Source organism: Bacteroides cutis (assembly GCF_900241005.1).
GTDB classification, from domain to species: domain Bacteria; phylum Bacteroidota; class Bacteroidia; order Bacteroidales; family Bacteroidaceae; genus Bacteroides; species Bacteroides cutis.
Window position 1 is genome coordinate 366,464 of record NZ_OEST01000001.1, and the last position, 26,409, is coordinate 392,872.

Annotated in this window: 19 protein-coding genes; 15 read left to right on the forward strand and 4 right to left on the reverse strand. The window is 44.8% G+C overall.

What is annotated here, in order from left to right:
• The first annotated feature begins 25 nt into the window (after window positions 1–25).
• Entirely contained in the window at window positions 26–2,182 is a 2,157-nt protein-coding gene (gene rnr, locus C1A09_RS01425; RefSeq protein WP_101541956.1) for a ribonuclease R, read from the forward strand.
• A gap of 10 nt (window positions 2,183–2,192) precedes the next feature.
• Window positions 2,193–2,669 carry a pyridoxamine 5'-phosphate oxidase family protein gene (locus C1A09_RS01430; RefSeq protein ID WP_101541957.1) on the forward strand — a complete coding sequence of 159 codons (477 nt, stop codon included), beginning with the start codon at window positions 2,193–2,195 and terminating at the stop codon, window positions 2,667–2,669.
• Between the two features lie 82 nt (window positions 2,670–2,751).
• Here C1A09_RS01430 and cysK read toward each other — a convergent pair whose 3' ends face one another.
• Entirely contained in the window at window positions 2,752–3,699 is a 948-nt protein-coding gene (gene cysK / locus C1A09_RS01435; protein WP_101541958.1) for a cysteine synthase A, read from the reverse strand.
• Window positions 3,700–3,850: 151 nt separating this feature from the next.
• On the opposite strand from cysK, the gene C1A09_RS01440 reads away from it, so the two are divergent.
• The 9 genes from C1A09_RS01440 to C1A09_RS01480 all read left to right on the forward strand — a co-directional run bounded on the left by C1A09_RS01440 (window position 3,851) and on the right by C1A09_RS01480 (window position 14,006).
• Window positions 3,851–4,750 (forward strand): serine O-acetyltransferase, encoded by a 900-nt coding sequence (locus tag C1A09_RS01440; RefSeq protein ID WP_101541959.1) that lies wholly within the window; start codon window positions 3,851–3,853, stop codon window positions 4,748–4,750.
• A 27-nt stretch (window positions 4,751–4,777) separates the two neighbouring features.
• Window positions 4,778–6,268: a THUMP domain-containing class I SAM-dependent RNA methyltransferase gene (locus C1A09_RS01445; protein ID WP_101541960.1), complete on the forward strand. Its 1,491-nt coding sequence runs from the start codon at window positions 4,778–4,780 to the stop codon at window positions 6,266–6,268.
• Window positions 6,269–6,528: 260 nt separating this feature from the next.
• Window positions 6,529–8,679: a S9 family peptidase gene (locus C1A09_RS01450; protein ID WP_101541961.1), complete on the forward strand. Its 2,151-nt coding sequence runs from the start codon at window positions 6,529–6,531 to the stop codon at window positions 8,677–8,679.
• 54 nt (window positions 8,680–8,733) lie between these two features.
• Window positions 8,734–10,008, forward strand: a complete 1,275-nt coding sequence (gene purD / locus C1A09_RS01455; protein ID WP_101541962.1) for a phosphoribosylamine--glycine ligase — start codon at window positions 8,734–8,736, stop codon at window positions 10,006–10,008.
• 26 nt (window positions 10,009–10,034) lie between these two features.
• The gene (locus C1A09_RS01460) at window positions 10,035–11,033 is read left to right on the forward strand and encodes a hypothetical protein (RefSeq protein ID WP_101541963.1); all 999 of its coding nucleotides are present in this window, start codon (window positions 10,035–10,037) and stop codon (window positions 11,031–11,033) included.
• Window positions 11,018–11,494 carry a YqaA family protein gene (locus C1A09_RS01465; RefSeq protein ID WP_101541964.1) on the forward strand — a complete coding sequence of 159 codons (477 nt, stop codon included), beginning with the start codon at window positions 11,018–11,020 and terminating at the stop codon, window positions 11,492–11,494. Before C1A09_RS01460 ends, C1A09_RS01465 begins: the two co-directional genes overlap by 16 nt.
• A 69-nt stretch (window positions 11,495–11,563) precedes the next feature.
• Window positions 11,564–12,292: a tRNA (5-methylaminomethyl-2-thiouridine)(34)-methyltransferase MnmC2 gene (mnmC2, locus tag C1A09_RS01470; RefSeq protein WP_101541965.1), complete on the forward strand. Its 729-nt coding sequence runs from the start codon at window positions 11,564–11,566 to the stop codon at window positions 12,290–12,292.
• A gap of 23 nt (window positions 12,293–12,315) precedes the next feature.
• Window positions 12,316–13,221, forward strand: a complete 906-nt coding sequence (locus C1A09_RS01475; RefSeq protein WP_101542416.1) for a metal ABC transporter solute-binding protein, Zn/Mn family — start codon at window positions 12,316–12,318, stop codon at window positions 13,219–13,221.
• Window positions 13,222–13,232: 11 nt separating this feature from the next.
• Window positions 13,233–14,006 (forward strand): metal ABC transporter ATP-binding protein, encoded by a 774-nt coding sequence (locus C1A09_RS01480; protein WP_101541966.1) that lies wholly within the window; start codon window positions 13,233–13,235, stop codon window positions 14,004–14,006.
• Window positions 14,007–14,025: 19 nt separating this feature from the next.
• Here the strand turns inward: C1A09_RS01480 and C1A09_RS01485 are convergent, their stop codons facing one another.
• Window positions 14,026–15,558 (reverse strand): sialate O-acetylesterase, encoded by a 1,533-nt coding sequence (locus C1A09_RS01485; protein WP_101541967.1) that lies wholly within the window; start codon window positions 15,556–15,558, stop codon window positions 14,026–14,028.
• A 392-nt stretch (window positions 15,559–15,950) separates the two neighbouring features.
• Here C1A09_RS01485 and C1A09_RS01490 point away from each other — a divergent pair, with 392 nt between their 5' ends.
• From C1A09_RS01490 to C1A09_RS01505, 4 genes are all read left to right on the forward strand, one after another.
• Window positions 15,951–16,295, forward strand: coding sequence for an NVEALA domain-containing protein (locus C1A09_RS01490; protein ID WP_101541968.1), 345 nt, complete (start codon window positions 15,951–15,953; stop codon window positions 16,293–16,295).
• Window positions 16,292–17,431: a DUF4934 domain-containing protein gene (locus C1A09_RS01495; protein WP_101541969.1), complete on the forward strand. Its 1,140-nt coding sequence runs from the start codon at window positions 16,292–16,294 to the stop codon at window positions 17,429–17,431. The genes C1A09_RS01490 and C1A09_RS01495 overlap by 4 nt, the downstream gene beginning before the upstream one ends.
• A 287-nt stretch (window positions 17,432–17,718) precedes the next feature.
• Complete coding sequence (locus C1A09_RS01500) at window positions 17,719–21,078, forward strand: glycosyltransferase family 117 protein (protein WP_101541970.1); 3,360 nt, start codon at window positions 17,719–17,721, stop codon at window positions 21,076–21,078.
• Window positions 21,079–21,183: 105 nt separating this feature from the next.
• Window positions 21,184–21,840, forward strand: coding sequence for a polysaccharide deacetylase family protein (locus tag C1A09_RS01505; RefSeq protein WP_101541971.1), 657 nt, complete (start codon window positions 21,184–21,186; stop codon window positions 21,838–21,840).
• A gap of 232 nt (window positions 21,841–22,072) precedes the next feature.
• Here C1A09_RS01505 and C1A09_RS01510 read toward each other — a convergent pair whose 3' ends face one another.
• A complete protein-coding gene (locus C1A09_RS01510; protein ID WP_101541972.1) occupies window positions 22,073–24,712 on the reverse strand; it encodes a glycoside hydrolase family 2 TIM barrel-domain containing protein in 2,640 nt (879 codons plus the stop codon).
• 39 nt (window positions 24,713–24,751) lie between these two features.
• The gene (locus tag C1A09_RS01515) at window positions 24,752–26,236 is read right to left on the reverse strand and encodes a sulfatase family protein (protein WP_245874953.1); all 1,485 of its coding nucleotides are present in this window, start codon (window positions 26,234–26,236) and stop codon (window positions 24,752–24,754) included.
• Window positions 26,237–26,409 lie beyond the last annotated feature (173 nt).

The following is a 26,409-nucleotide window of genomic DNA, read 5'->3' on the forward strand; positions in this document are numbered from 1 at the left end:
CCAACTAAAACCAATCGACATATATATGGCTAAGAACAAAGAAAAGAAAGAAAAAAAGGCCGGCAAGCGAATGAAGAAAAAAGAGCTTGTCAAGATTATACTGGAGTTTTTCCACGCGAAACAAGACGAAGTACTATCCCTGAAATATATTTTTGAGCAGTTGCGCCTCACTACACATCCTCTGAAAATGTTGTGTATGGATATCCTTTCCGAGCTATCGGAAGATGATTATATCACCGAGGTGGATAAACATAAATATAAGCTGAACAACCACGGAGTGGAGATGACCGGAATTTTTCAGCGCAAGAGTAACGGAAAGAATTCTTTTATCCCCGAAGGCGGCGGAGATCCAATTTTTGTCGCAGAACGCAACTCGGCACATGCCATGAACAACGACAAAGTACGCATTGCTTTCTATGCGAAACGTCGGGGACGCGAAGCCGAAGGTGAAGTAATCGAGATACTGGAACGTGCCAATGATACCTTTGTAGGTACGCTGGAAGTTGCCAGTTCATACGCTTTCCTTGTCACAGAAAATCGTACGCTCGCCAATGACATCTTTATCCCCAAAGAAAAACTGAAAGGTGGAAAGACTGGTGACAAAGCCATCGTAAAGATAATAGAATGGCCTGACAAAGCGAAAAATCCCATCGGGCAAGTAGTGGACATCTTGGGCAAGGCGGGTGAGAACACTACTGAAATGCATGCTATCCTGGCTGAATATGGTCTGCCGTATGTATATCCGTCTGCGGTAGAAAAGGCAGCGGACAAGATATCTGATGAAATTCCCGCTGAAGAATATGCCAAACGCGAGGACTTCCGCAATGTAACGACTTTCACCATAGACCCTAAAGATGCCAAAGACTTTGATGACGCATTGTCCATCCGTAAGCTGAAAGAAGGTTTGTGGGAAGTAGGTGTGCACATTGCCGACGTAACCCATTATGTAAAGGAAGGTGGCATCATCGATAAAGAAGCCGAAAAGCGTGCCACATCTGTTTACCTGGTAGACCGGACTATTCCGATGTTGCCCGAACGACTGTGTAACTTTATCTGTTCGCTACGTCCTGATGAAGAGAAACTGGCTTATTCTGTCATCTTTAACATGACGGAAAAGGGAGAGGTGAAAAATTCACGTATCGTTCATACAGTCATTAAGTCTGATCGCCGCTTCACGTATGAAGAAGCGCAAGAGATAATAGAAACCGGAAAAGGTGATTTCAAGGAAGAAATCCTCGAGCTGGACAAACTTGCCAAATTGCTACGTGAAAATCGTTTCAAAGCCGGTGCCATCAACTTCGACCGCTATGAAGTGAAGTTCGAAATTGATGAAAAGGGCAAACCCATCAACGTCTATTTCAAGATGTCAAAGGATGCCAATAAGCTAGTGGAGGAATTCATGTTGCTTGCCAACCGCACCGTAGCCGAGAAAATAGGACGTGTGCCGAAGAACAAGAAACCGAAAGTATTTCCTTACCGCATCCACGACCTTCCGGATCCGGAAAAACTGGATAACTTGGCACAGTTCATCGCCCGCTTTGGTTATAAACTGCGCACCAGTGGAACCAAGACGGATGTTTCCAAGTCCATCAACCATCTATTGGATGATATTCAAGGCAAAAAAGAAGAAAATCTCATTGAAACCGTGTCCATACGTGCCATGCAGAAAGCCCGTTATTCGGTGCACAACATCGGTCACTATGGATTGGCATTCGATTATTACACACATTTCACTTCACCCATCCGCCGTTTTCCGGATATGATGGTACATCGTCTGCTGACAAAATATATCGACCAGGGTGGACGAAGCGTTTCAGAACAGAAATATGAGGCCCTTTGTGAACATTCCAGCAGTATGGAACAGGTTGCTGCCAATGCGGAACGTGCTTCCATCAAGTACAAACAGGTGGAATACATGACGGAACGTCTGGGACAAACCTACGATGGAGTAATTTCAGGGGTTACGGAATGGGGACTTTATGTAGAGTTGAATGAGAACAAGTGCGAAGGCATGATTCCCATCCGGGACCTCGACGATGATTACTACGAATTCGACGAGAAGAATTACTGCCTGCGTGGACGTCGTAAAAAACGCGCATACAGTTTGGGAGACACTATCACCATCAAAGTGGCCCGTGCCAATTTGGAGAAGAAACAACTGGATTTTGCATTAATAGAATAGAATTACACCGATGAAGACAATCAGTATCACAGACCCTGCACAAATAAAAAAGATTATTGACAAATGTCCATATTGCATGGTCGGACTCACCGACTGCGAGGGCAATCCATACGTAGTTCCCATGAACTTTGCCTATGACAACGGAGTGATATACCTACATTCCGGACCGGAAGGCAGTAAAGTGAAAATGGTGACACGCCATCCACAGGTTTGCATCACCTTCTGTGAAGGACATGAGTTGGTGTATATGCACAAACAGGTGGCGTGCAGTTACAGTATGAAATCACGTAGTGTCATCTGTCGCGGCAAAGTACGTTTCATAGAAGACAGAGAAGAAAAACGCCGTATATTGGATTTGCTGATGAAACAATATACTGAAAATGAATGTAACTATGCCGAACCTGCCATACGAAATGTGAAACTATGGGAGGTGAAAATCGACAATATGACATGCAGATCGTTCGGGCTGCGTCCTAGTGAAATCTAGCCACTATTTATATCTTAACAGCACCTTGCATATACTAATTTGCAAGGTGCTGTTTTCGTATTAGCTCGTTCCATCGGGATGATTACAACGGATATTCCTCAAAAGCATACAGCAAAGTGGAAAGATATCGTTCACCCGTATCGGGAAGCAGAACAACAATAGTTTTCCCTTCATTCTCTGGCTGTTTTGCCAATCGGGAAGCAGCGGCAACAGCCGCACCTGAAGAAATACCGACAAGCAGGCCTTCAAATTTCGCCAACTCCCGCCCCATACGAATAGCATCATCATTTGATACCTGCAAAACCTCATCTACCACTGCGCTGTTATAGTTTCTCGGAATAAATCCGGCACCAATGCCTTGTATTTTATGAGGACCGGGCTTCCCACCGGATAGAACGGGAGAATCTTCCGGTTCTACAGCTACCACTTTTATTGCCGGATTGTGTTTTTTCAAGGCGGTACCTACTCCACTCACCGTACCACCCGTACCTACACCGGCAACAAAGATATCAACTTCTCCATCGGTATCACGCCATATTTCCTGTCCGGTAGTGCGCTCATGGACGGCTGGATTAGCCGGATTGTCAAATTGTTGCAGTATCAAAGAGCCGGGAGTAACGGCTTTCAGTTCCTCGGCACGTGCTATCGCACCTTTCATGCCATCCGCACCCGGAGTCAGAACCAGTTGGGCACCAAGAGCTTTCAGCAGGTTGCGACGCTCTACGCTCATGGTATCGGGCATGGTCAATATTAATTTATATCCTTTGGCGGCTGCCACAAAAGCAAGTCCCACTCCGGTATTGCCACTCGTAGGTTCGATGAGAGTGGCACCGGGTTGCAACAATCCGCTTTTTTCAGCATCCTCTACCATGGCAAGAGCTACACGGTCTTTCACACTGCTTGCGGGATTAAAAGATTCCAATTTAGCTATCACTCTGGCCTTCAGCCCTTGTTGTTTACTGTAATTATTCAGCTCCAATAAAGGAGTATTACCTACCAGATCGGTAAGACGTTGTGCAATTCTTTTCATACCTTTTTATTTTATGATACAAAAGTAGTACAGAATTAGTTCATTCCAAATACCATAAATATGGTAATTGCTTACTATAAATAGGGGATGTGTAGGAAATTTGGCGAATACTTTGTACCTTTGTTGCCACTTTATTATAAAGGATATCATAATGAGTCCACTCAACTTTACCCACATTTTGACACAGGCAGTCGATGAGCTATCGGAAAGCGAATCTTACAAAGGACTGTTTCACCAGCATACGGACGGCAATCCATTGCCTTCGGCTAAAGCTTTGTATGACATCATCGAATTGGCACGTGCCATCATCTTTCCCGGTTACTTCGGAAACTCAACGGTCAACAGCCGTACAGTCACTTATCACATCGGTGTCAATGTAGAACGTTTGTTCGACTTGCTGACCGAGCAAATCCTTGCCGGACTCTGTTTTGGTAGCGATGATGAATGTAGCTGCTGTACCGAAAAACAACGTGAAGACGCTGCTTCACTATCCGCCAAGTTTATCAGCCACCTCCCTGCGATGCGCCGCATACTCGCCACTGATGTGGAAGCTGCCTACAACGGCGACCCCGCCGCACACTCATTCGGCGAAGTCATCAGTTGCTATCCCGCCATCCGTGCCATCAGCAATTACCGTATCGCACATGAACTGCTGATGCTGGGCGTACCTCTTATTCCTCGCATCATTACCGAAATGGCACATAGCGAAACGGGAATCGACATTCATCCGGGAGCTGAAATTGGCAGTCATTTTACAATAGACCACGGTACGGGTGTAGTAATCGGTGAGACTTGTGTCATCGGAAATCATGTCAAGCTGTACCAAGGAGTAACCCTCGGTGCCAAAAGTTTTCCCCTGGACGAGGACGGTAAACCTATCAAAGGTATTCCCCGCCATCCGATACTGGAAGACAATGTCATTGTTTATTCCAACGCTACCATATTGGGACGTATCATTATCGGACGTGACGCTACCGTAGGTGGTAACATCTGGGTCACAGAAGATGTACCTGCCGGAGCGAGAATTGTACAAACGAAGGCAAAAAAATAATAAAAACATAAATCATAAACAATTTAGATGAGCGAACAACCATTTGAAATGATTGCCAAAACCTTTCAGGGACTGGAAGAAGTACTGGCTAAAGAACTTACCTCACTGGGAGCTAATGACATTGAAATAGGACGCCGCATGGTGTCTTTCAGCGGTGATAAGGAAATGATGTACAAGGCGAATTTCTGTCTCCGCACTGCTATTCGTATCCTGAAACCGATAAAACACTTCACAGCCAAAAATGCCGATGAGGTTTATGAACAAATAAAAGCTATCCACTGGGAAGATTATCTGGATACCGATAAAACTTTTGCTGTAGATGCCGTAGTGTTCAGCGAAGAGTTCCGCCATTCCAAATTCGTTTCTTATAAAGTGAAAGATGCGATTGTCGACTATTTCCGCGAAAAGTCAGGTGACCGCCCCAATGTACGTATCAACAAGCCGGACGTGTTATTGAATATCCATATCGCAGAAACCAAATGTACGCTTTCTCTTGATTCATCGGGTGAGTCGCTACATCGACGCGGTTATCGTCAAGAAGCAGTGGAAGCTCCTCTGAACGAAGTATTGGCTGCCGGAATGATTTTGATGAGTGGCTGGAACGGTGAATGCGACTTGATAGATCCGATGTGCGGTTCGGGAACCATCCCCATCGAAGCGGCTTTAATTGCCCGTAACATTGCACCGGGAGTATTCCGCAAAGAGTTCGCTTTTGAAAAATGGGTGGATTTTGACCAAGAGTTGTTCGATAATATCTACAACGACGACAGTCAGGAACGTGAGTTCAAGCATAAGATATATGGTTATGACAATAATCCGCAGGCCAATGAGATTGCAACCCGCAATATCAAAGCTGCAGGCGTTTCAAAGGATGTAATTTTAAAGTTACAACCTTTCCAACAGTTTGAACAACCTAAAGAAAAGTCTATCATCATCACCAATCCCCCATATGGAGAACGAATTTCGACAAACGATTTACTGGGGTTGTACTCCATGATTGGTGAACGGTTGAAACATGCTTTCACCGGTAACACTGCATGGATACTCTCGTATCGTGAAGAATGTTTCGACCAAATCGGTTTAAAAGCGACCAATAAAGTTCCTTTGTTCAACGGTGCCTTGGAGTGTGAATTCCGCCAATATGAAATCTTTGACGGTAAATACAAAGAATTTCGTGAAGGAGGTGACGAACTAAGCAGAGAACGTAAAGAATACAGAACTTCGGCTTCAGGGGAACAAAGAGACTTCAGACCTGCTCCGGGAGAACGAAGGGAATTCAGACCCAGAGAAAGATTTAGCGGAGAACGTAAAGAATTCAATGGTGACCGTAAACCTAGAGAATTCAGAGATAGCGAAAAGCGGGAATTCCGTCCGCGTGAACGAAGGGAATTCAAAGAGGGGGATAGAAAAGAATTCAAGTCCAGAGAAAGACGTGAATTCAGTAAAGAAAGAGAACCGAGGTCAGGAGAGTCTTATCCGGAAAGAAAAAGAAGGGAATTTAAGAAGAAAGAAGAATAAACCGGTCATAAGTTGCGGCCAGTTCATTGAAGGAAGATTTGAATAAAGTTTCTTTGAGGTTAAATGGTTGGCAAACAATCTAATATCTTGCGCAATCCACGAGCCATTGAAACCAATATCAACATCATACACGTCGTTGTCCACATACGTTAATGCCCCTTGCCTATATTCCGAGAGAAGAACCGAAAGAGTTGAAGAAAAGAATTGAACATCTTGAAAAATACGTGTCGAAAGAGAACGAATTATAAAAGATTATAGATATGAAGGTAATCAGTAAATGGATGGGAACAGTACTATTAGCATTACCTACCCTCCTTATAACAAACGCTATGGCACAAGAACCGAATAAACCAACGCTGGAAGATCTTATTCCTGGTGGAGAAACCTATCGCATTATAGAAGACCTGTACGGTCTGCAATGGTGGGGAGACACATGTATCAAGCCCGGTATCGACTCTCTACTGGCAGTGAACCCCAGAAACGGAAAAGAGACTCTGCTTGTAACACGCGAGAAAATCAACCGGATACTGGAACGAGAAAAACTCGGTAAACTGAGCCACCTGCGCCAAGTAAGCCTCCCTTGGGCCAATACTTCCCAAGTACTCATTAACCTGCCCGGAAGTTATGTCGTCTACGACTGGAAAGCCGATAAAATCACCAGTAAACGGGAAGTCCCTAAAAAAGGTATCAACAGAGATTATCACACCACAAGCGGTAACGTGGCTTATACCATCCAGAACAATCTTTTCGTAAACGGTATAGCCGTCACCAACGAACCCGACGGCATCGTATGCGGTCAAAGCGTACACCGCAACGAATTTGGTATCAGCAAGGGTACTTACTGGAGTCCGGCAGGTAACTTGCTCGCTTTCTACCGCATGGACGAAAGCTCTGTGACCCGATATCCACTGGTAGACATCACCACGCGGGTGGGCAAACTGAACAACGTCCGCTATCCCATGGCGGGCATGACGAGCCACAAGGTGACCGTAGGTATCTACAACCCCGAAACGCAGAAAACCATCTACCTGAATGCAGGCGATCCTACCGACCGTTATTTCACCAATCTCAGTTGGGCTCCGGATGCACGTAGTCTTTATCTCATCGAACTGAACCGCGACCAGAACCATGCCCGTCTTTGCCAATACAGTGCAGAAACAGGCGAATTAATGGCCACCCTTTTCGAAGAAACGCACCCTAAGTACGTTGAGCCCCAACATCCCATTGTATTTTTACCGTGGGACAGCAACAAGTTCATCTACCAAAGCCAACGCGACGGTTTCAACCATCTCTACCTCTACGACACCAACGGCAAGCTTATCAAGCAACTGACCGAAGGTAAATGGTTAGTAAATGACCTCTTAGGATTCAACACTCAACGGAAAGAAGTCGTCTTCAATGCCATCGACGCTTTGGGGAGCGCTAATTTCGCCGTAAACGTAAACAGTGGAAAACGCAGTCTACCTTTCAGTATCAACACTACCACCGAAGGCATGCACACCGGACTGCTTAGCGCATCCGGTGCTTATATCATCGACCGTTATTCTTCACCCACCGTACCTCGCAATATCGATATCATCGATACCAAGACCTTTAAAAGTATCAACCTGTTAAGAGCCAAAAACCCCTTCGAAGGTTTCACTATGCCAAGTATCGAAACAGGTACCATCAAAGCTGCCGATGGTGTAACCAACCTCTATTATCGCCTTATCAAGCCTGCCGACTTTGACCCGAGCAAGAAATACCCTGCCATTATCTACGTGTACGGCGGTCCGCATGCCCAAATGATAAACAGTGGCTGGATGAACGCCGCGCGTGGTTGGGATATCTATATGGCCAATAAAGGTTATATCATGTTCACTCTCGACAATCGTGGAAGCAGCAACCGCGGACTGGAATTTGAGAACGCCACTTTCCGCCAACTCGGCATCGAAGAAGGTAAAGACCAGGTGAAGGGAGTAGAATTCCTGAAAAGCCAGCCTTACATAGACGGAAACCGTATCGGTGTACATGGCTGGAGTTTCGGTGGACACATGACAACGGCACTGATACTGCGTTATCCCGAAATTTTTAAGGTAGGTGTTGCCGGAGGGCCGGTTATTGACTGGGGATACTACGAGGTAATGTATGGCGAGCGTTATATGGATACTCCGCAATCCAACCCGAAGGGCTACAAACAATGCAATTTAAATAATCTTGCCGGTAATCTGAAAGGCCATCTGCTCATCATCCATGACGACCATGACGATACTTGCGTACCGCAACATACCCTTTCATTCATGAAAGCTTGCGTAGATGCACGTACCTACCCTGACTTGTTCATTTACCCTACGCACAAACATAATGTGAAGGGACGTGACCGTGTGCATCTCCACGAAAAGATAACAAGATATTTTGAAGACTATCTGTAAAACAAACAATAAGTTATCTAATCATACAGGAATAATAAATTAAAAAAAGAAGATATGAAAGTATTATTATTAGGCTCAGGCGGCCGCGAACACGCTTTGGCATGGAAAATTGCTCAAAGCCCGAAAGTTGAAAAGCTGTACATCGCTCCCGGCAATGCCGGTACGGACACTGTAGGCGAAAATGTGAATATCAAAGCGACAGACTTTCCCGCACTCAAGACTTTCGCTCTTGAACAGAATATCGGCATGATTGTCGTAGGTCCGGAAGATCCGTTGGTGCAAGGCATCTTCGATAGTTTCAAGGAAGATGATGCCACCCGCCATATTGCCGTTATAGGCCCTTCGGCAAAAGGAGCCCAACTGGAAGGCAGCAAGGAATTTGCCAAAGGATTTATGGAACGCCACCAGATACCTACCGCCCGCTATAAAAGTGTTACCTCAGAAAACCTGGATGAAGGACTCGCTTTCCTCGAAAGCCTTTCCGCCCCATACGTACTGAAAGCAGATGGCTTATGTGCCGGCAAGGGAGTACTGATTTTGCCTTCTCTGGAAGAAGCCAAAAAGGAACTGAAAGAAATGTTGGGTGGTATGTTCGGCGATGCCAGCGCCACAGTTGTCATTGAAGAATTCCTTAGCGGTATCGAATGCTCCGTATTCGTACTGACAGACAGCCAACACTACAAGGTTCTTCCGGTTGCCAAAGACTATAAACGTATCGGTGAAGGCGACAAAGGCCTCAACACAGGTGGTATGGGCAGTGTTACACCCGTACCTTTTGCCAATGATGAATTCATGGAGAAAGTACGTGTCCGCATCATTGAGCCGACTATCAACGGATTGCGTGAAGAGAATATCCTTTATAAAGGTTTCATCTTCCTCGGTCTGATTAATGTACAAGGCGAACCGATGGTCATCGAATATAACGTACGCATGGGTGATCCAGAGACAGAAAGCGTCATGCTGCGAATTCAAAGCGACATCATGGATCTTTTTGAAGGTGTCCATAAGGTAAATCTCAATACCAAAGAATTGGTACTCGACACACGCACGGCAGCTTGTGTCATGTTGGTAAGCGGCGGATATCCCGAAGCCTACGAAAAAGGTAAAGTCATCACCGGCTTTGAACAGGCACAAGATACAGACAGCATCCTTTTCCATGCCGGAACAGCTCTGAAAGACGGGCAAATAGTAACCAACGGTGGACGCGTCATTGCAGTGTGTTCCTATGGAGACACCAAAGAAGAGGCATTGAAGAAAAGCTATAAGGTAGCCGACATGCTCGATTTCGAAAAGAAATACTTCCGTCGGGATATCGGGTTCGACCTATAGAACAAATGTACATCATTAAATCATAAATGTTAAGAAGCAGAAGATTTCAGAACCGGGTGACGGCAGGACGTTTCACACTTCCTGCCGCTATCCTGATATCAGTGACCTGCTGGATACTGAGCGCTATCTTATTGCCTGATATGGAAGTTCGTCCAAACAACTATCCATTATGGAACATGCTCTGTGACTTCTGTATCCCGGTATGGGCCAGCCGCATCTTATGTTTCATCCTATACTGTATCATCGGATATTTTCTGATTGGACTGAATAATGCATATGCCATCATACGTATGCGGGCATCAGTACAAACCGGCATATATTTCCTATTGATAGCTGTTTGTCCTAATTTACATATACTACATCCGGGTGATATAGCTACCGTTGCTTTTCTGGTTGCTATCTATTTTCTGTTCAAGAGCTATCAACAAACGAAACCTACCGGTACTCTGTTCAATTCATCTTTGTTCATCGGGATAGGAAGCCTGATATTTCCCCAACTGATGTTCTTCATTCCTGTTTTCTGGTTAGGTTCATATAGTTTTCAGTCACTTCACCCCAAAAGTTTTTTTGCTTCACTGATTGGTTGGAGTGTGCCTTACTGGTTTCTGCTGGGGTATGCCTATTTCTATGGACAGATGGAGTTGTTCTGCCAACCTTTCCGGGAACTGGTTACCTTCCAACCTATCCGTTTCGTTTTCCAGCCTTGGGAAGCGGTAACTATCGGCTACCTGCTACTGCTGTTTATAGTCAGTTCGGGACATTGTCTGGCAGCCGGATATGAGGATAAAATACGTACACGCAGCTACCTGCACTTCCTGATATTCCTGAGCTTCTGCACCTTTGTTTACATCGGTCTGCAACCGGCATTAAGTACCAGCCTGTTGCCCCTACTCTTAATCGGTATCAGTATCCTGACAGGGCATTTATTTGTATTAACGAATAGCCGGAGTTCCAATCTCTTTTTTATTTTAATGTTTACAGGATTATTCATTTTATTTGGATTTAATGTATGGACACTTTTGTAGACACTTTGATACAATTATTGATTGACTGGGGATACATCGGACTATTCATCTCTGCCTTGTTGGCAGGCAGTATTATTCCATTCAGCTCGGAATTGGTGATGATTGCGTTGGTCAAGGTAGGATTGAGTCCGGTTCTTTGCGTAATTGCCGCCACTCTGGGTAATACGGTAGGCGGCATGACCTGCTATTATATGGGACGTTTAGGCAAAGTAGATTGGATAGAGAAATATTTCAAAGTCAAAAAAGAAAAAGTGGAAAAGATGCAGCAGTTCCTACAAGGAAAAGGAGCGTTGATGGCCTTCTTCGCTTTCCTGCCTTTTGTGGGAGAAGTTATTGCCATTGCATTAGGATTTATGCGTAGTAATATCTGGCTGACCACCACCTCAATGTTTACAGGAAAACTAATACGATATGTCCTGATGTTACTGGTGTTACAAGGGATAATATCAGTAGTGATATGAAAAAAAGGTGGATAAAAAAAGGTGGACAAAAAAGGTTAAGGGCAAAAAAAGAAGTTAAGGAATTATCTGATGCAACGAATCATTGAACAGACCGAAGACGGGAGTGCAACCCTGTTTGTGCCGGAACTGAATGAACATTACCATTCGGTAAAGGGAGCACATACCGAATCACAACATATCTTTATCGATATGGGGTTGGAAGCCTCTTCTGTCCTTCGACCGCATATCCTCGAAATCGGCTTCGGAACGGGACTGAACGCCCTGCTCACACTGGAAACAGCCGAAAAGGAAAAACGACACATCCACTATACCGGCATCGAGCTATACCCGCTTTCCTGGGAAGAAGTAGAGATCCTGAAATACAGTGAAAACCCCTTGTTCAAGACATTGCATACCGCACCATGGGAAGAAGATGTGAACATTACTCCTTACTTCACGTTACGGAAAGTACAAGAAGACGCGAATACAGTGATCAGCGATAAGTCATCGGTTACAAATAACGTATCACCGGCGGCTTATCATTCATCATTCATCACTAATCGTTTTTTCGACGTTGTTTACTTCGATGCTTTCGCCCCCGAAAAACAACCGGAAATGTGGAGCGAAGAACTTTTCCGGAAAATATACGCCTGCATGAACCAGAATGGAATTCTTACCACCTATTGCGCCAAAGGTGTCATCCGGCGCTTATTACAAAGTATCGGTTTTAAGGTGGAACGACTCCCAGGCCCTCCGGGTGGTAAACGGGAAATACTGCGTGCCACCAAAACGACAGATATAGAAAAGAATGAAAAATGAAGAATATACAAAATACAAATATAATGAAGAAATTATACTTTCTACTCCTGATAGGTTTACTGGCAGTTTCCTGCAAAACGGGAAACAACAAGAATAACGACAGTAAAAACGGGAAACCGATTATTACCGTCACCATCGAACCACTGCGTTATCTCACCGAAGCAATAGCCGGCAACCAATTCTCGGTTGTCAGCATGGTACCCAAAGGCATGAGTCCCGAAACATACGACCCTACTCCCCAGCAACTCATCGACCTTGCCCAAAGTAAGGCCTATTTCCGTATCGGTTATATCGGTTTTGAACAGACCTGGACAGACAAACTGACCGATAATGCGCCTCATCTGCAATTCTTCGATATGTCCGAAGGCATAGGCCTCATTTACGACGACGCCCATTCTCATCATCAGGAAAACGGAGCGGATGAAGGCCATCACCACGCCGGTGGAGTAGAACCTCATATCTGGAACTCTACTGTAAATGCCCAGATTATTGCCGGGAACATATTAAAGGCATTGTGTTCTTTGGACAAGACGAACGATAGTATTTATGTGGGACGCTATAAAGCACTCTGCCAACAAATAGAGCAGACAGACAGTCTCATCAGACAGACACTGGCAACACCCGGTTCAGACCACGCTTTCATGATTTATCATCCCGCACTTTCGTACTTCGCCCGTGACTACGGCTTGCACCAAATTCCCATCGAAGCAGGAGGTAAAGAACCGTCGCCCGCCCATCTGAAAACATTAATGAATACTTGCAAGAACGAAAAGGTGCGCGTTATCTTCGTACAACCGGAGTTTGACCGCCGTAATGCGGAAATCATCGCCAAACAAACCGGAACTAAAGTGGTTGATATCAATCCCCTTGCATACGATTGGGAAACGGAAATGCTGAATACAGCCCGAGCTTTGACAAACGTTGAATAATCTCCTCCTATATGACTCCTATCATTGAAATAAAAGACCTCAGTGCCGGCTATGACGGACGCACCGTGCTCCGCAATGTAAACCTGACTGTTTATGACCGTGATTTTCTGGGCATTATCGGTCCTAACGGTGGCGGCAAAACCACTCTCATCAAATGTATCCTCGGATTACTGAGACCCATTACAGGCGAGATTATCTATCATGCCGCAAGCTCTCGGTCTTCAAATTCCAGTTCTCAAACCACCATGGGTTATCTTCCTCAATATAATAGTATTGACCGTAAATTTCCCATCACTGTCGAGGAAGTTATATTATCCGGGCTAAGCAGCAAAAAGTCCCTCATATCCCGTTTCACTACCGAGCATAGGGAGAAAGCCCGTCAAGTAATCGCCCGCATGGGATTGGAAGGTTTCGAAGAACGCGCCATCGGTGCCCTGAGTGGAGGGCAATTGCAACGTGCTCTTTTGGGCCGTGCCATTATCTCCGACCCGCAAGTTGTCATCCTCGATGAACCGAGCACATATATAGACAAACGTTTTGAAGCCCGCCTGTACCAACTACTGGCAGAAATCAACAAAGATTGCGCCATTATCCTCGTCAGCCATGACATCGGTACAGTGCTACAACAAGTAAAATCCATTGCCTGTGTCAACGAGACGCTGGATTATCATCCCGACACCGGTATCTCCGGAGAATGGCTGGAACGTAACTTCAACTGCCCCATCGAACTGCTGGGACACGGCACATTGCCACATAGGATATTAGGAGAGCATCATCATCACTAAATCTCGAATTCCCGCCCCATTACCAGTTGTCTGTACGGAAAGGAACCAACGGCAACTCGTTTCCCCCAATCAGTGTACCCGGCTGGAAATCGCGGAAACAATAGCGTACGGCTACCGGAACAGTTACTTTCTCCGAAGAGACCACCACTTCGTTGGTCTGCCAATGTAACCACACCTTGTCGGCAGGATAAAATACCCGGTCTTCGCCCGCCACCTCGAAACCACGGATATCATAGTTACGGCAAATGCCCATATCCAAATGGTCAAGAACTATCCAGGCCTCGTTCTTCTTTACCGTCCACGATTTATATTGCGGGCCGAAGCAACATACCTGCTTCATGCCATACGTCTGGTTCAACGCCAGATAGCTGAGGCGATGCCCCACCCCTTTCTTGTTGCCCGGATGGATATTATACCGTTCGTAAGGCTCCACCAAGTTATTGGTAGAAATCATGGCACTGTTCGGAATTAGCCTTTGGGCACGGAACTGCGCTTCACGCAAGCGGGCACCGTTCGCCGCATCACCGCTATCGTAATCGTATGGAGCAATTTCAACGAAGTAAAAAGGTATCTCGCCCAGTTGCATCTCCTCCCGCCAGTGCGCCACCATTTCAGAAAGCCGCTGTGCGTATGTCCTGTGCCGTCCCACGTTAGAGCACCCTTGATACCAGATAATTCCCTTCACCGTATAGTTTTTGACAGGATTGAACATGGCATTATAAGTCAACATAGGGCGTTCATAATCAGGTTGGATACGGCTGATTGCCGCACTGTCGATATCTATATCGGAATAATTGCGAAGGATATCGCGCGGCAACCAACTCTCTACCCGGGTACCCCCATACGAACAATTGACGATACCCACCGGCAGATGCATCGCCCGGCTCAGATTAGCGGCAAAGTAAAAAGCGGTGGCACTGAACTCCATCACGTCCGTAAAGTTCTGCGTCGTCATCCAGCTACCTCCACAAGTCTCCTGAACGGTATAACTTTGGCGCATAGGCACATTAAACATACGCACACCTTTCATGTCTGCGGCAGCAATGGCATCATCCAACCCGTTTTTCACACAACACCCCGCAAAACCTTTCAACGGCATCTGCATGTTGCTCTGTCCGCTCGCCAGCCACACCTCACCGATCAGGATATTCTTCAGAACGACCGTTTCACTTTCGGGCTGTTCCCGCTTTGCGGAAAACTGCTTCTTCTTCACCGAAAGCTTTTTATTTTTCGAAAAAGAATTGTCTTGTTTTGCGGAAGGCTCTTCCGTCCGTCCTTCTTCAAATGTAATTTCATAGGGAGTATATCCCCCGGCAGGTGTCTTCAGTTTCAGCATCCACTTCCCGCTTCCGTCCACACGGCAGGTGGCGGCCTTTCCGTCCCATGACGGCGTGACTTTTACTTCTGCCCCGGGAGTAGCTTCTCCCCAGAGTCTCACCTCCGTCTGCTGTTGCAACATCATATTGTCACCAATCAGTGCCGGCAACTTTACCTTCGCCGACAAAGATGCGGCACAAACCAAAAGAATTAAGGTCAATACTTTGCTTTTCATTGTATATTCATCTATTCACAGAAGCAAAAGTAGGGCTTTTTTTATTCATACACTTCCTCTTTATATGCAAAAACTGATGCTTTTATATCAAATCTCCTATGAAATTATACATAGATATATAATCTGCCTTGTTCTATCGCATCCACAGATTGGCTCTGTTTCTATCATATTATCTTTCACTGGGATATTTATTTTACTGGATATAAAGAATCTATTCAACAAAAGGACAGAATAGCTTTTAAAGCCAAAAAACGTGAGCAAAAACAAGACTTTTTTGCTTATATTCTATGAAAGCAAGTTGCCAAATATCATAATTGACTGGATAATATTTCAAAACACAGACTTTTTCCATATCTTTGCAGATACTATATAATCTTAAATATATAGTAACAATGAAAAACAAAAAAATTATTAGCTTTTTTACCTTACTATTTGTAGGTGTAGTTTTCTGTAGTGTATACTTTTCCATAGGAATGAAAAAGCAAGAGTTAAGTAATATCATGTTAGCCAATATTGAAGCGCTAGGTGAAAAAGAATACGACTATGAAAATGGTTCTGCCCAAAAGGTTATTAACACATACGATTCAGACCCATCTTATACAATAAGTCCTGATGGAGAAAAAATTATAGAAAATATAATTGTATGTACAGAAACAACTTGTCATGGTTCAGGCATTATAGAATGTGAATATGATTTCAACATGGATCTTGCAACAAGGATATTAGACCCACAATGAAAAACGCAATCGAGACTTTAATATTAACTGGTCTGTTAGTCCTTGGAGCCGGATGTACCACATCCCAATACGGAAATGAGCCAACAATAGCTTTGCAAGTAAACGGGAAATCAATAGAAGATACCACCTTCTTATATGCACCGCGTACCATCTGTTTAGAAACCTGCGATGAAGCATTAATTGCCCGGGTTGACAAAGTGATTGAGTGGAACCAGACACTATACATTCTTGATAAAAGAAGAAAACAAGTAGTTGTTTTTGATACAGACGGCAAGCATAAATATACGCTTCGTCGAGTTGGAGGTGGCCAAGGGGAATATGGTTCCATTATTGATGCATCCATCGATAAAAAGAAGAATGAACTGGTACTGCTGACAGACCCATCGGCTCTGCTCCGATTTGACAGTCAGGGCAATTTCATCAATAGCCAAAAGTTACCCGCCTATTACAATTCCATTGTGATTGACAACAATTATACTTACTTGGAGAATGACACTTATGCCAATAATCATCCGGCAGAATATTCAATAACCATTCTGCACGACGGCCATAGAACTGAAATATTGGAGCCATTGAAAGAATTGGCCCCATATTGTTTCATCGGAGGACACCAATTGAGCGGTTCATCCCCGACTATGTTTACAAGAAAGTTCGACCGGACAATCTATAAAATAACACAGGAAGAGATTAATCCTCTCTATCATATTGATTTTGCAAAAGAAACATTTCCCGAAGAGGCCAAGGATAAAGTGTATGATTGCAGGGAGCTGAATAATTACGCCATCAAGAACAGATTGGTATATTTGATGACGGATGTCATCAATGCACGAAAAAACCTGGTATTCAAGACTAATTTACCCGGCAATATATACATATTGTCCAAAACAGACAGCATACTGTCAGAATACAATGTCGTATATAATTCTGAATACAAACTTCCTCTGCCCAAATATACACCGATAACGGGAGAAGAAGAGGCTATATGCTTTATTGTACCCGCTTCTTCCTTAATAAACCTAAGAACTCTTGCGGGTAAAAATCCTCATGCAAAAGTCATATCTCCAGAGCTTGCCCAACTCCTTGACAATATGAAAGAAGAGGGCAATCCTATCATCTTCCGTTATAAACTCAAGTAAAAGATAAACACTCTGAATATTGGTTTCTAAAAAGCGGAAAACGCGAATAAAAACAAAAAGCAGATATTCCCGCACCTGAGAAATTCCCTTAACCTATCCTAATAATCTGCCTTATTACCATTTATTTAGTACATTATTCATTATCTTTGCAACCGTGCGAGGAAACTATAGATGCCTCCTGAGGGAACTATAGATCTGTCGTGAGGGATATAAAGACCTGTCACGAGGGAACTATAGCTCCCTCGAAGTGAATTTGAATAACTGAAATTATAACGTATTTCATCCGAATGAAACAGTACAAAACCGTAAACAACCTGATGGGTTGGATTACATTTTTGATTGCGGCAACGGTTTATTGCCTTACTATCGAACCGACTGCAAGTTTTTGGGACTGCCCGGAGTTTATCACCACCGGCTATAAGCTGGAAGTAGGCCACCCGCCCGGCGCACCGTTCTTCATGCTCGTAGCAAATCTCTTTTCACAGTTTGCATCCGATGCAACCACCGTTGCCAAGATGGTGAACTATATGAGCGCATTGATGAGTGGCGCTTGTATCTTGTTCCTGTTCTGGAGTATTACGCACCTGGTGCGTAAACTGGTTGTTACGGACGAAAACAACATCAGCAAAGGCCAACTTATCACGATCATGGGTAGTGGTCTGGTCGGCGCGCTGGCTTATACTTTCAGCGACACATTCTGGTTCAGCGCGGTAGAAGGTGAAGTTTACGCTTTCTCCTCACTGTTCACAGCCGTCGTATTCTGGTTGATCTTGAAGTGGGAAGACGTGGCCGACGAACCCCATAGCGACCGCTGGCTCATCCTGATTGCCTACCTCACCGGACTGAGTATCGGTGTACATTTGCTGAACTTGCTCTGCTTGCCCGCCATCGTGCTGGTATATTATTATAAAAAAGTGCCTAATGCCAACGCCAAAGGCTCTCTGCTGGCACTGGTAGCATCTATGGTACTGGTTGCCGCCGTGCTCTATGGTATCGTTCCCGGAATTGTAAAAGTGGGAGGTTGGTTCGAACTGTTATTTGTCAACACGTTGGGAATGTCCTTCAACAGCGGTGTAATGGTTTACATCATTCTGTTGGCCATTTCTCTCATCTGGGGTGTATACGAAAGTTACACCGAGAAGAGCAAGGCACGCATGGCACTTTCGTTCATACTTACCATAGCCATGCTGGGTATTCCTTTCTACGGTCACGGAACAAGTTCCGTAGTAATCGGCATTATCGTTATCCTCGCGTTGTGGGGATATCTCAGACCGGGTACGCAGGCCAAAATCAAGGAGAAATTCCGCGTGTCGGCACGCACGCTGAACACTTCGTTGCTCTGTACCATGCTGATTGTCATCGGATATTCATCCTACGCACTGATCGTTATCCGTTCTACCGCGAATACGCCGATGGACCAGAACTCTCCCGAAGATATCTTCACACTGGGCGAATATTTGGGTCGTGAGCAATATGGTACACGCCCGTTATTCTACGGCCCCGCATTTACCTCACAGGTGGCTTTGGATGTGAAAGACGGTTATTGCGAACCCCGCATATCTTATAACGGCACGAAGTTCATCCGTAAGGAAAAGGCAACTCCCGACGAAAAGGACAGCTATATTGAGATACCCGGACGCATTGAGTATGAATACGCGCAAAACATGCTTTTCCCACGTATGTACAGCAGTGCGCACGCCAACCAGTATCATGCCTGGCAAGACATCAAAGGAACGGATATCCCCTACGATAAATGCGGGCAGATGATCATGGTAAACATGCCTACACAGTGGGAAAATATCAAATTCTTCTTCTCTTACCAGCTCAACTGGATGTACTGGCGTTACTTTATGTGGAACTTTGCCGGACGTCAGAATGACTTGCAGGGAAGCGGTGAAATTGAGCATGGCAACTGGATAACGGGTATCAAATTCATTGACAACTGGCTGGTTGGCGACCAGGAATTATTACCGCAGGAGCTGAAGGACAACAAGGGTCACAATGTATTCTATTGCCTGCCTTTGCTGCTCGGTATCATCGGCTTGTTGTGGCAGGCTTATCGTGGTCCTAAGGGCATCCAGCAATTCTGGGTCGTATTCTTCCTGTTCTTCATGACGGGTATCGCCATCGTGCTCTACCTGAACCAAACTCCAAGCCAACCGCGCGAACGCGACTATGCGTATGCGGGTTCGTTCTATGCCTTTGCCATTTGGATCGGTATGGGTGTGGCAGGCATCATCCGCCTTTTACAGAACTACGCAAAGATGAAAGAATTGCCTGCGGCTACCATCGTATCTGTAGTCTGTCTCTTCGTACCTATCCAGATGGCAAGCCAGACTTGGGACGACCATGACCGCAGCGACCGCTATGTGGCACGCGATTTCGGCCAGAACTATCTGGCAACATTGCAGGAAAGCGGAAACCCGATTATCTATACCAACGGTGATAACGATACATTCCCCTTGTGGTATAATCAGGAGACAGAAGGCTTCCGTACCGATGCACGTACCTGCAATCTCAGCTATTTACAGACTGACTGGTACATCGACCAGATGAAACGTCCTGCTTACCATTCTCCTTCATTGCCCATCACCTGGGACCGTATGGAATATGTGGAAGGAACCAATGAATATGTTCCTGTACGTCCCGAATACAAGAAGAGTATCGATGCCCTCTATGCAGAAGCGGAAAAACAGGCGCTGAACGGTAATCCCGAATCCTTGATAAACGTAAAGAAAGAGTTCGGTGACAATCCATACGAGTTGAAGAATATCCTGAAATACTGGGTACGCGGCAAGAACGCGGACTTAAAGGTGATACCCACCGACAGTATCGTGATAAAGGTGGATAAAGAAGCCGTACGCCGTAGTGGAATGTTGATACCGGGAGATTCTATCCCCGACTATATGCACATCAAACTGGCCGATCCTAATGGCAACACCAAACGTGCCCTCTACAAGAGCGAACTGATGATGCTGGAAATGCTGGCAGAAGCCAACTGGGAACGCCCTATCTACATTGCGGTCACCGTAGGTGCCGAGAACCAGTTGGGTATGGCCAACCACTTTATCCAGGAAGGTCTGGCTTATCGTTTCACTCCGTTCGACACGGACAAGACGGGAGTGAAGATAGACAGCGAAAAGATGTACGACAACCTGATGAACAAGTTCAAGTTCGGCGGTATCGATAAACCGGGCATCTATATTGATGAAAATACAATGCGTATGTGCCACTCACATCGCCGTATCTTCTCACAGCTTATACAGCAATTGATGCGTGAAGGTAAAAAAGAAAAAGCCAAAGCCGCGTTGGACTATGCCGAGAAAATGATTCCGGCCTATAATGTAGCGTATGACTGGCAGAATGGCGCCGTACAGATGGCGGAAGCCTACTACCAGTTGGGCGATACGGCAAAAGCCGACGAAATGATGAAAGCTCTCGCCAATAAGGCTGTGGAATACCTCACTTGGTATCTGAGCCTGGACGACAAGCGTTTTGCCATCTCTACGCGCGAATTTGAATATCATTGGGCTGTACTTGATGCAGAAGTGAAGATGATGAAGAAATATAATTCCAAACTTGCGGAGATCTATGAGCCTAAAGTGGAAGAATTATATAACTTATACGTAGATCGGATAAAACAGTAGATATTTCCCGCCTCCAATGAGAAAGAGAGAAATATGCTCCTGATATATAAAGTAAAACCATCCCCCTTCCCCTAAAGGGAAAGGGGGATCAAAATTGTTAACCACGTGTTTATAGAACAACCGCCGGAGTTTTTTCGCAAGCTATATCCCAGCGCCCTCTGGAGAATGGATCCGAACGAGAAAGCCGTTTATCTGACTTTCGACGATGGACCTATTCCTGAAGTAACGCCCTGGGTACTCGATTTACTTGATAAACATGGCATAAAAGCCACCTTCTTCATGGTAGGCGACAATATACGTAAGCATCCCGATGAATTTCGGATGGTTGTGGAGCGAGGACATCGTATCGGCAACCACACATTCAATCATATCCGGGGATTTGAATATACCGCCAAAAATTATTTAGGAAACACAGAGCAAGCGAAAATCTTTATGGAAATGGGTGGAGATATCAACTGTAATGTGGAAAAGGTTCTTTATCCGTTATTGTTCCGTCCTCCTCACGGACACATGTTTGCAGGACAATACATGAAACTGAAACGCCATTTTAAAATAGTGATGTGGGATTTGGTGACCCGTGATTACAGTAAGAAGCTCCGGGGGCCACAAGTGCTTGCAAATGTGATGAGGTATGCACGTAATGGATCTATCATTACCTTTCATGACTCGCTGAAGTCTTGGTGCAACGGAAACCTGCAATACGCACTACCCCGCGCGATAGAGTTTTTGAAAGAGGAAGGATATGAATTTAAATTACTGTAAACAGAAAAATGCTTTATATATGAAACCTGCTTGAATTTTCTTCAACAATAATTTATAGCTGGCATTTTGATCATCCAACAGTTTTAGGAGACTTGTAATCCCTTATTATCATTTTTAGTTAGAGCAGCCTCACTTATTGAGGTTGCTCCAACTATACTAATCAAACCAATTCAACTACAATCTTTCAGTTTTTTCCTTTTTATTTTTCATACTATTTTTATTCCCAATATTGTCAATCATTGATTCCCATTCCAAATTGCGTTTGCTGTTTTTCCACCTCTTTTACTTTCAGTCGGTTTAGTTCTTTCCGCAAACGTGCATTTTCCTTTTCCAATTCATTGAGGGATATATTCTGTATTATTGACTGTTTCCGCTCACCTGTATCATCCATTTCATCCATATCATAAATCTGGCGCAAACCAGTCGGTACACTTTCAAATTTCAGTACTCCCTCCAGCGGACGTACTTGTCCGGGTACCTCCAATGCTGCTGTAACCCTAATCTTTCCTGCACAGCCGGTTGATTGTATCAAAACCGGAGCAGACCCCCATACCACCGGCATTGGATTCACACCAACTACCGCATCGCCCACCAAACGACCTTCACCTTCCACTGTAAAACGGATAATGGAATTGTTCAGACGTTTCACGGTACCACGTTTATCCACTACCTCAGCTATTATAGTTACCACATCCGAACCATCGGCTTTCAACCCCATTCCTTCATCATCAATGCGTAGTCTAATATGATCGGCTTGTCCCGAAGGATACCGCTTGTGAGTCGTCACAACCTTACCGTTCATCAATCCTTCAGCCAACAGATAAGCTTCATTTTGTTTTCCTGCACGTGCTTTAGCTTTCCATTCCATAAAACGGAAAACATCAGTAAACCGAATGATCGGTGAAGGCATTCCTTCATGCTTCAAATCTTTCTTGTAAGTGTAACGCTGACCATCCTTAAAAACCGTCAAACGTACTTCTTCACAATTGGAATAAACCGTGATGTCCTTTGGTGAAAAAGGTGTCAGCTCATGAGCGATATAGACCATCGGTCCGTTATCAGCCAACAAATCACTTCTTTCTGCTTCACGCTGTGACATAAACATGTAATAAGAAGTTTTGGGTTGGCGGAAAGCATCCATAATACCACCATAGAACGGATCGGCATGGTAGCCTCGCTGATGGTCGAACGAGTGCCAGAAACAGGCACCCACTATCTGGGATGGCTTCTGACAAATGGTTTCATAACACAAGCAAGGATAATCAGGATTAGCATAATGTTCCGCTTGCATCAGCATCGGCACTTCTCCCCATCCACGTGCCACACGGCTATCGGAATTCTGGGCATTCCAGTCGTCAACATTGTCTCCCCATTCGCGTATGAAGTAGGTCTTGTCACTACGAAGTTCGGACTCTATCGGACGCAACAGCAAATCATAATAATGATCACCGGCAGCTCCATGATCGCAAGCAGCTATGCTGTAAGGATACGGATACTCTTCTTCGCAAATCTCCAACGCACGTTTGGCAAACGTTTCCGGATAGTGCGTTTCATTTAGAATCGGTTCCCAAAAGAACAATGAAGCATGGTTACGGTGGATACGTATCATATTGCGTATGTCCGAATAGACACGCTCACCAAAGACCGGCTCATCACTCCAAAATTGCCATCCCGGTGTTTCGACCAAGGCAAACAACCCCAATTCGTCGCAGGCATCCATGAAGGCAGGGTCTATCACATAGTGGGTACGGATAACCTTCATACCTGCATCGCGCAGTTTTTTGGCATCCCTCCATTGTAACGAGTTAGGGACTGCATTACCCAATACAGCAAAGTCCTGATGCCGGTTGGTTCCCATAATCTTTCCTTTATAAGGTTTTCCGTTCAACCACAATCCTTCCGTTTTCTTAAATTCAATGCTCCGTATGCCGATACGCTGCCTATACCCGTCCAAAATACGTCCCGAAGCGTTCTTGATACAAATATCCAAATGATATAGATAAGGAGATTCCGGAGACCATAAAAAAGGCGAATCCACTGTCATAGCAGCCGTTACATACCTGGCCTTACCGTTCATAACCGTCAAATTCTTTTCAACCTCTTTCACAACCTCTCCCTGAGGAGTCTTCAAAGAAAAACAGACGGCCATACGGCTGTTGTTTCCCGAAACATTACGGATATGGGCTTTCAAGTTTACCGTTGCCCGCACATCAGATACCTTATCATATGAGACAAACAATCCTCCCGCCTCTTCTTTTTCATAATTGGCATTCGTTATGAAAATATTGTTATGAGCCACCAGCCAACAATCCCTGTAAATACCTCCAAAATAAGTAAAATCCAGCAAGCTCTGCTCTTTTCCTACCGGATAAGTCGGATCATCGCTGTTGTCAGCCTTAACGGCTATCACATTGTCAACACCGAATTTCAACAAGTCACTTACCTCCAATATGACGGGCAGATAACCTCCATAATGTTTTTTCACGAGATTACCATTCACATATACTTCACTCTTGCCCATGATACCTTCAAAATGGACAAACATTTTCTTACCTTTCAGACTGTCGGCCGGAGTAAAATGCTTTCTGTACCATGCCACTCCCTGATAATTGGCACCACCACTGGCTTCAACAGGCAAATATTCCAAACCATGGGGAATCGAAACTACTTCCCAATCTGTGTCATCATAATCCAACACATAAGGCGCCCCATCTACATCCCCCTTCCAAAACCTCCACGCCTGATTCAAGGAATATACTTCACGCCCCATATTCGGCAATTCATAAAAACCAGCTGTCGAAAAACGAAAATCATCAGCATATCCGCATAAAACGATCAGCACACAGATAATTAATAAACCTATTTTCTTCATGACAAACTCCTTGCAAAAATTAAACAATTTACTACCAACTTAACGGATAGCGTCCAAACAGGCTTTCAACTCAGCAATCTTATCCGGATATTTCCCTGCTACATTGTTTTTCTCCCCTTTATCTTTTTTCAGGTTATACAGTTGTTCTACAGGAGCATTTCCCAACTCTGTATTTGTCAGTTTATTATAGGTACTCTTGTTATTGGAATAGATGTATTTCCATTTCCCGTTGGATACGGACAATGCCCCTGCATATTCTACCACATAATTACGGCCTTTCCGGTCTTTCCCACACCAGGCATCCAACTCTCCCTTACTGTCTTTCATCTGTTCCTTCGTCAGGTCCATACCCAGGAATTCTGCCATGGTTCCCAGAAAATCAATCTGCGAAACCAACGCTTTAGAAGTCCCCTTCTTTATCCGACTCGGACAATTGACAATGAAAGGTACGCGGGTACCAGCCTCAAAGTTACTGTATTTCCCACCTCTGAAGGGTCCCCAAGGACGATGATCACCCAACAACTCAACCGCTTGATCTTGATAACCATCATCCACCACAGGTCCATTGTCACTTGTTAGAATAATCAGAGTATTCTCACGTATCCCTAACCGCTCCAAGGTTTCTATCACTTGGCCCACAGTCCAGTCAAACTCTACCAGTGCATCCCCGCGAGGTCCCATACCACTTTTATCCGCAAACCGGGGATGTGGAACACGAGGCACGTGAACGTCATTGGTGGCCAGATACAGGAAAAAAGGTTTATCCTTATGCTGTTCCATAAAAGTGATCCCATGTGCTACAATACTGTCATTAATGTCCTGATCCTTCCACAAAGCTTTCTTACCTCCTTTCATGTATCCGATGCGGGAAATGCCATTGACAATGGCTTGGTTGTGCCCATGATTAAGGCTGGGCTTCATCACCGTCAATAGTTCCGGATGGTCTTTCCCCAAAGGTTCACCGGGGAAAGGTTTCTTATAGCTCACATAAATAGGGTCATTGGGATCCAGACCAACGACATTGCCATTCTCCAACCACACACAGGGGACACGATCTCCTGTTGCGGCCATAATGTACGAATAATCAAAACCAATATCTTTCAGACCCGGTTCAATCAACTTGTTCCAATTCTGTTCGCCAATCTTGTCTCCTATTCCCAAATGCCATTTGCCTACTGCCGCCGTCGCATACCCCGCCTCTTTAAACAAATCGGCCACTGTATACTGCTCCGGACGGATAATCATACCTGCATCACCGGGAGCTACACCGGTATCCGAACGTCTCCAAGCATAGTGCCCGGTCAGAAAAGAATAACGTGAAGGCGTACTGGTAGCAGCCACAGAATGTGCATCTGTAAACATTACACCTTCATCAGCCAACTTTTCCACATTAGGTGTGTGGATGGTCTTCTCACCATAACAACTCAAGTCACCATAACCGATATCATCGGCCATGATTACCACTACATTCGGTTTCTCTGCCTGTTGAGCAGAAGCAAGGAATGGTCCAAACATACAAGCCATTCCGGATAATGAAATATTCCTATAGTTCATGATATCAAATAATATTAAAAAGGTTAGATACTGTTTTGATTTAATTTAAAAGTCTATCAGTTGGCAGTCTCCTATCAATTTCTTATCTTCAAATATAACGACCAAATCATATTTAAAAAGTAATAAAATGGGATATCGTACTG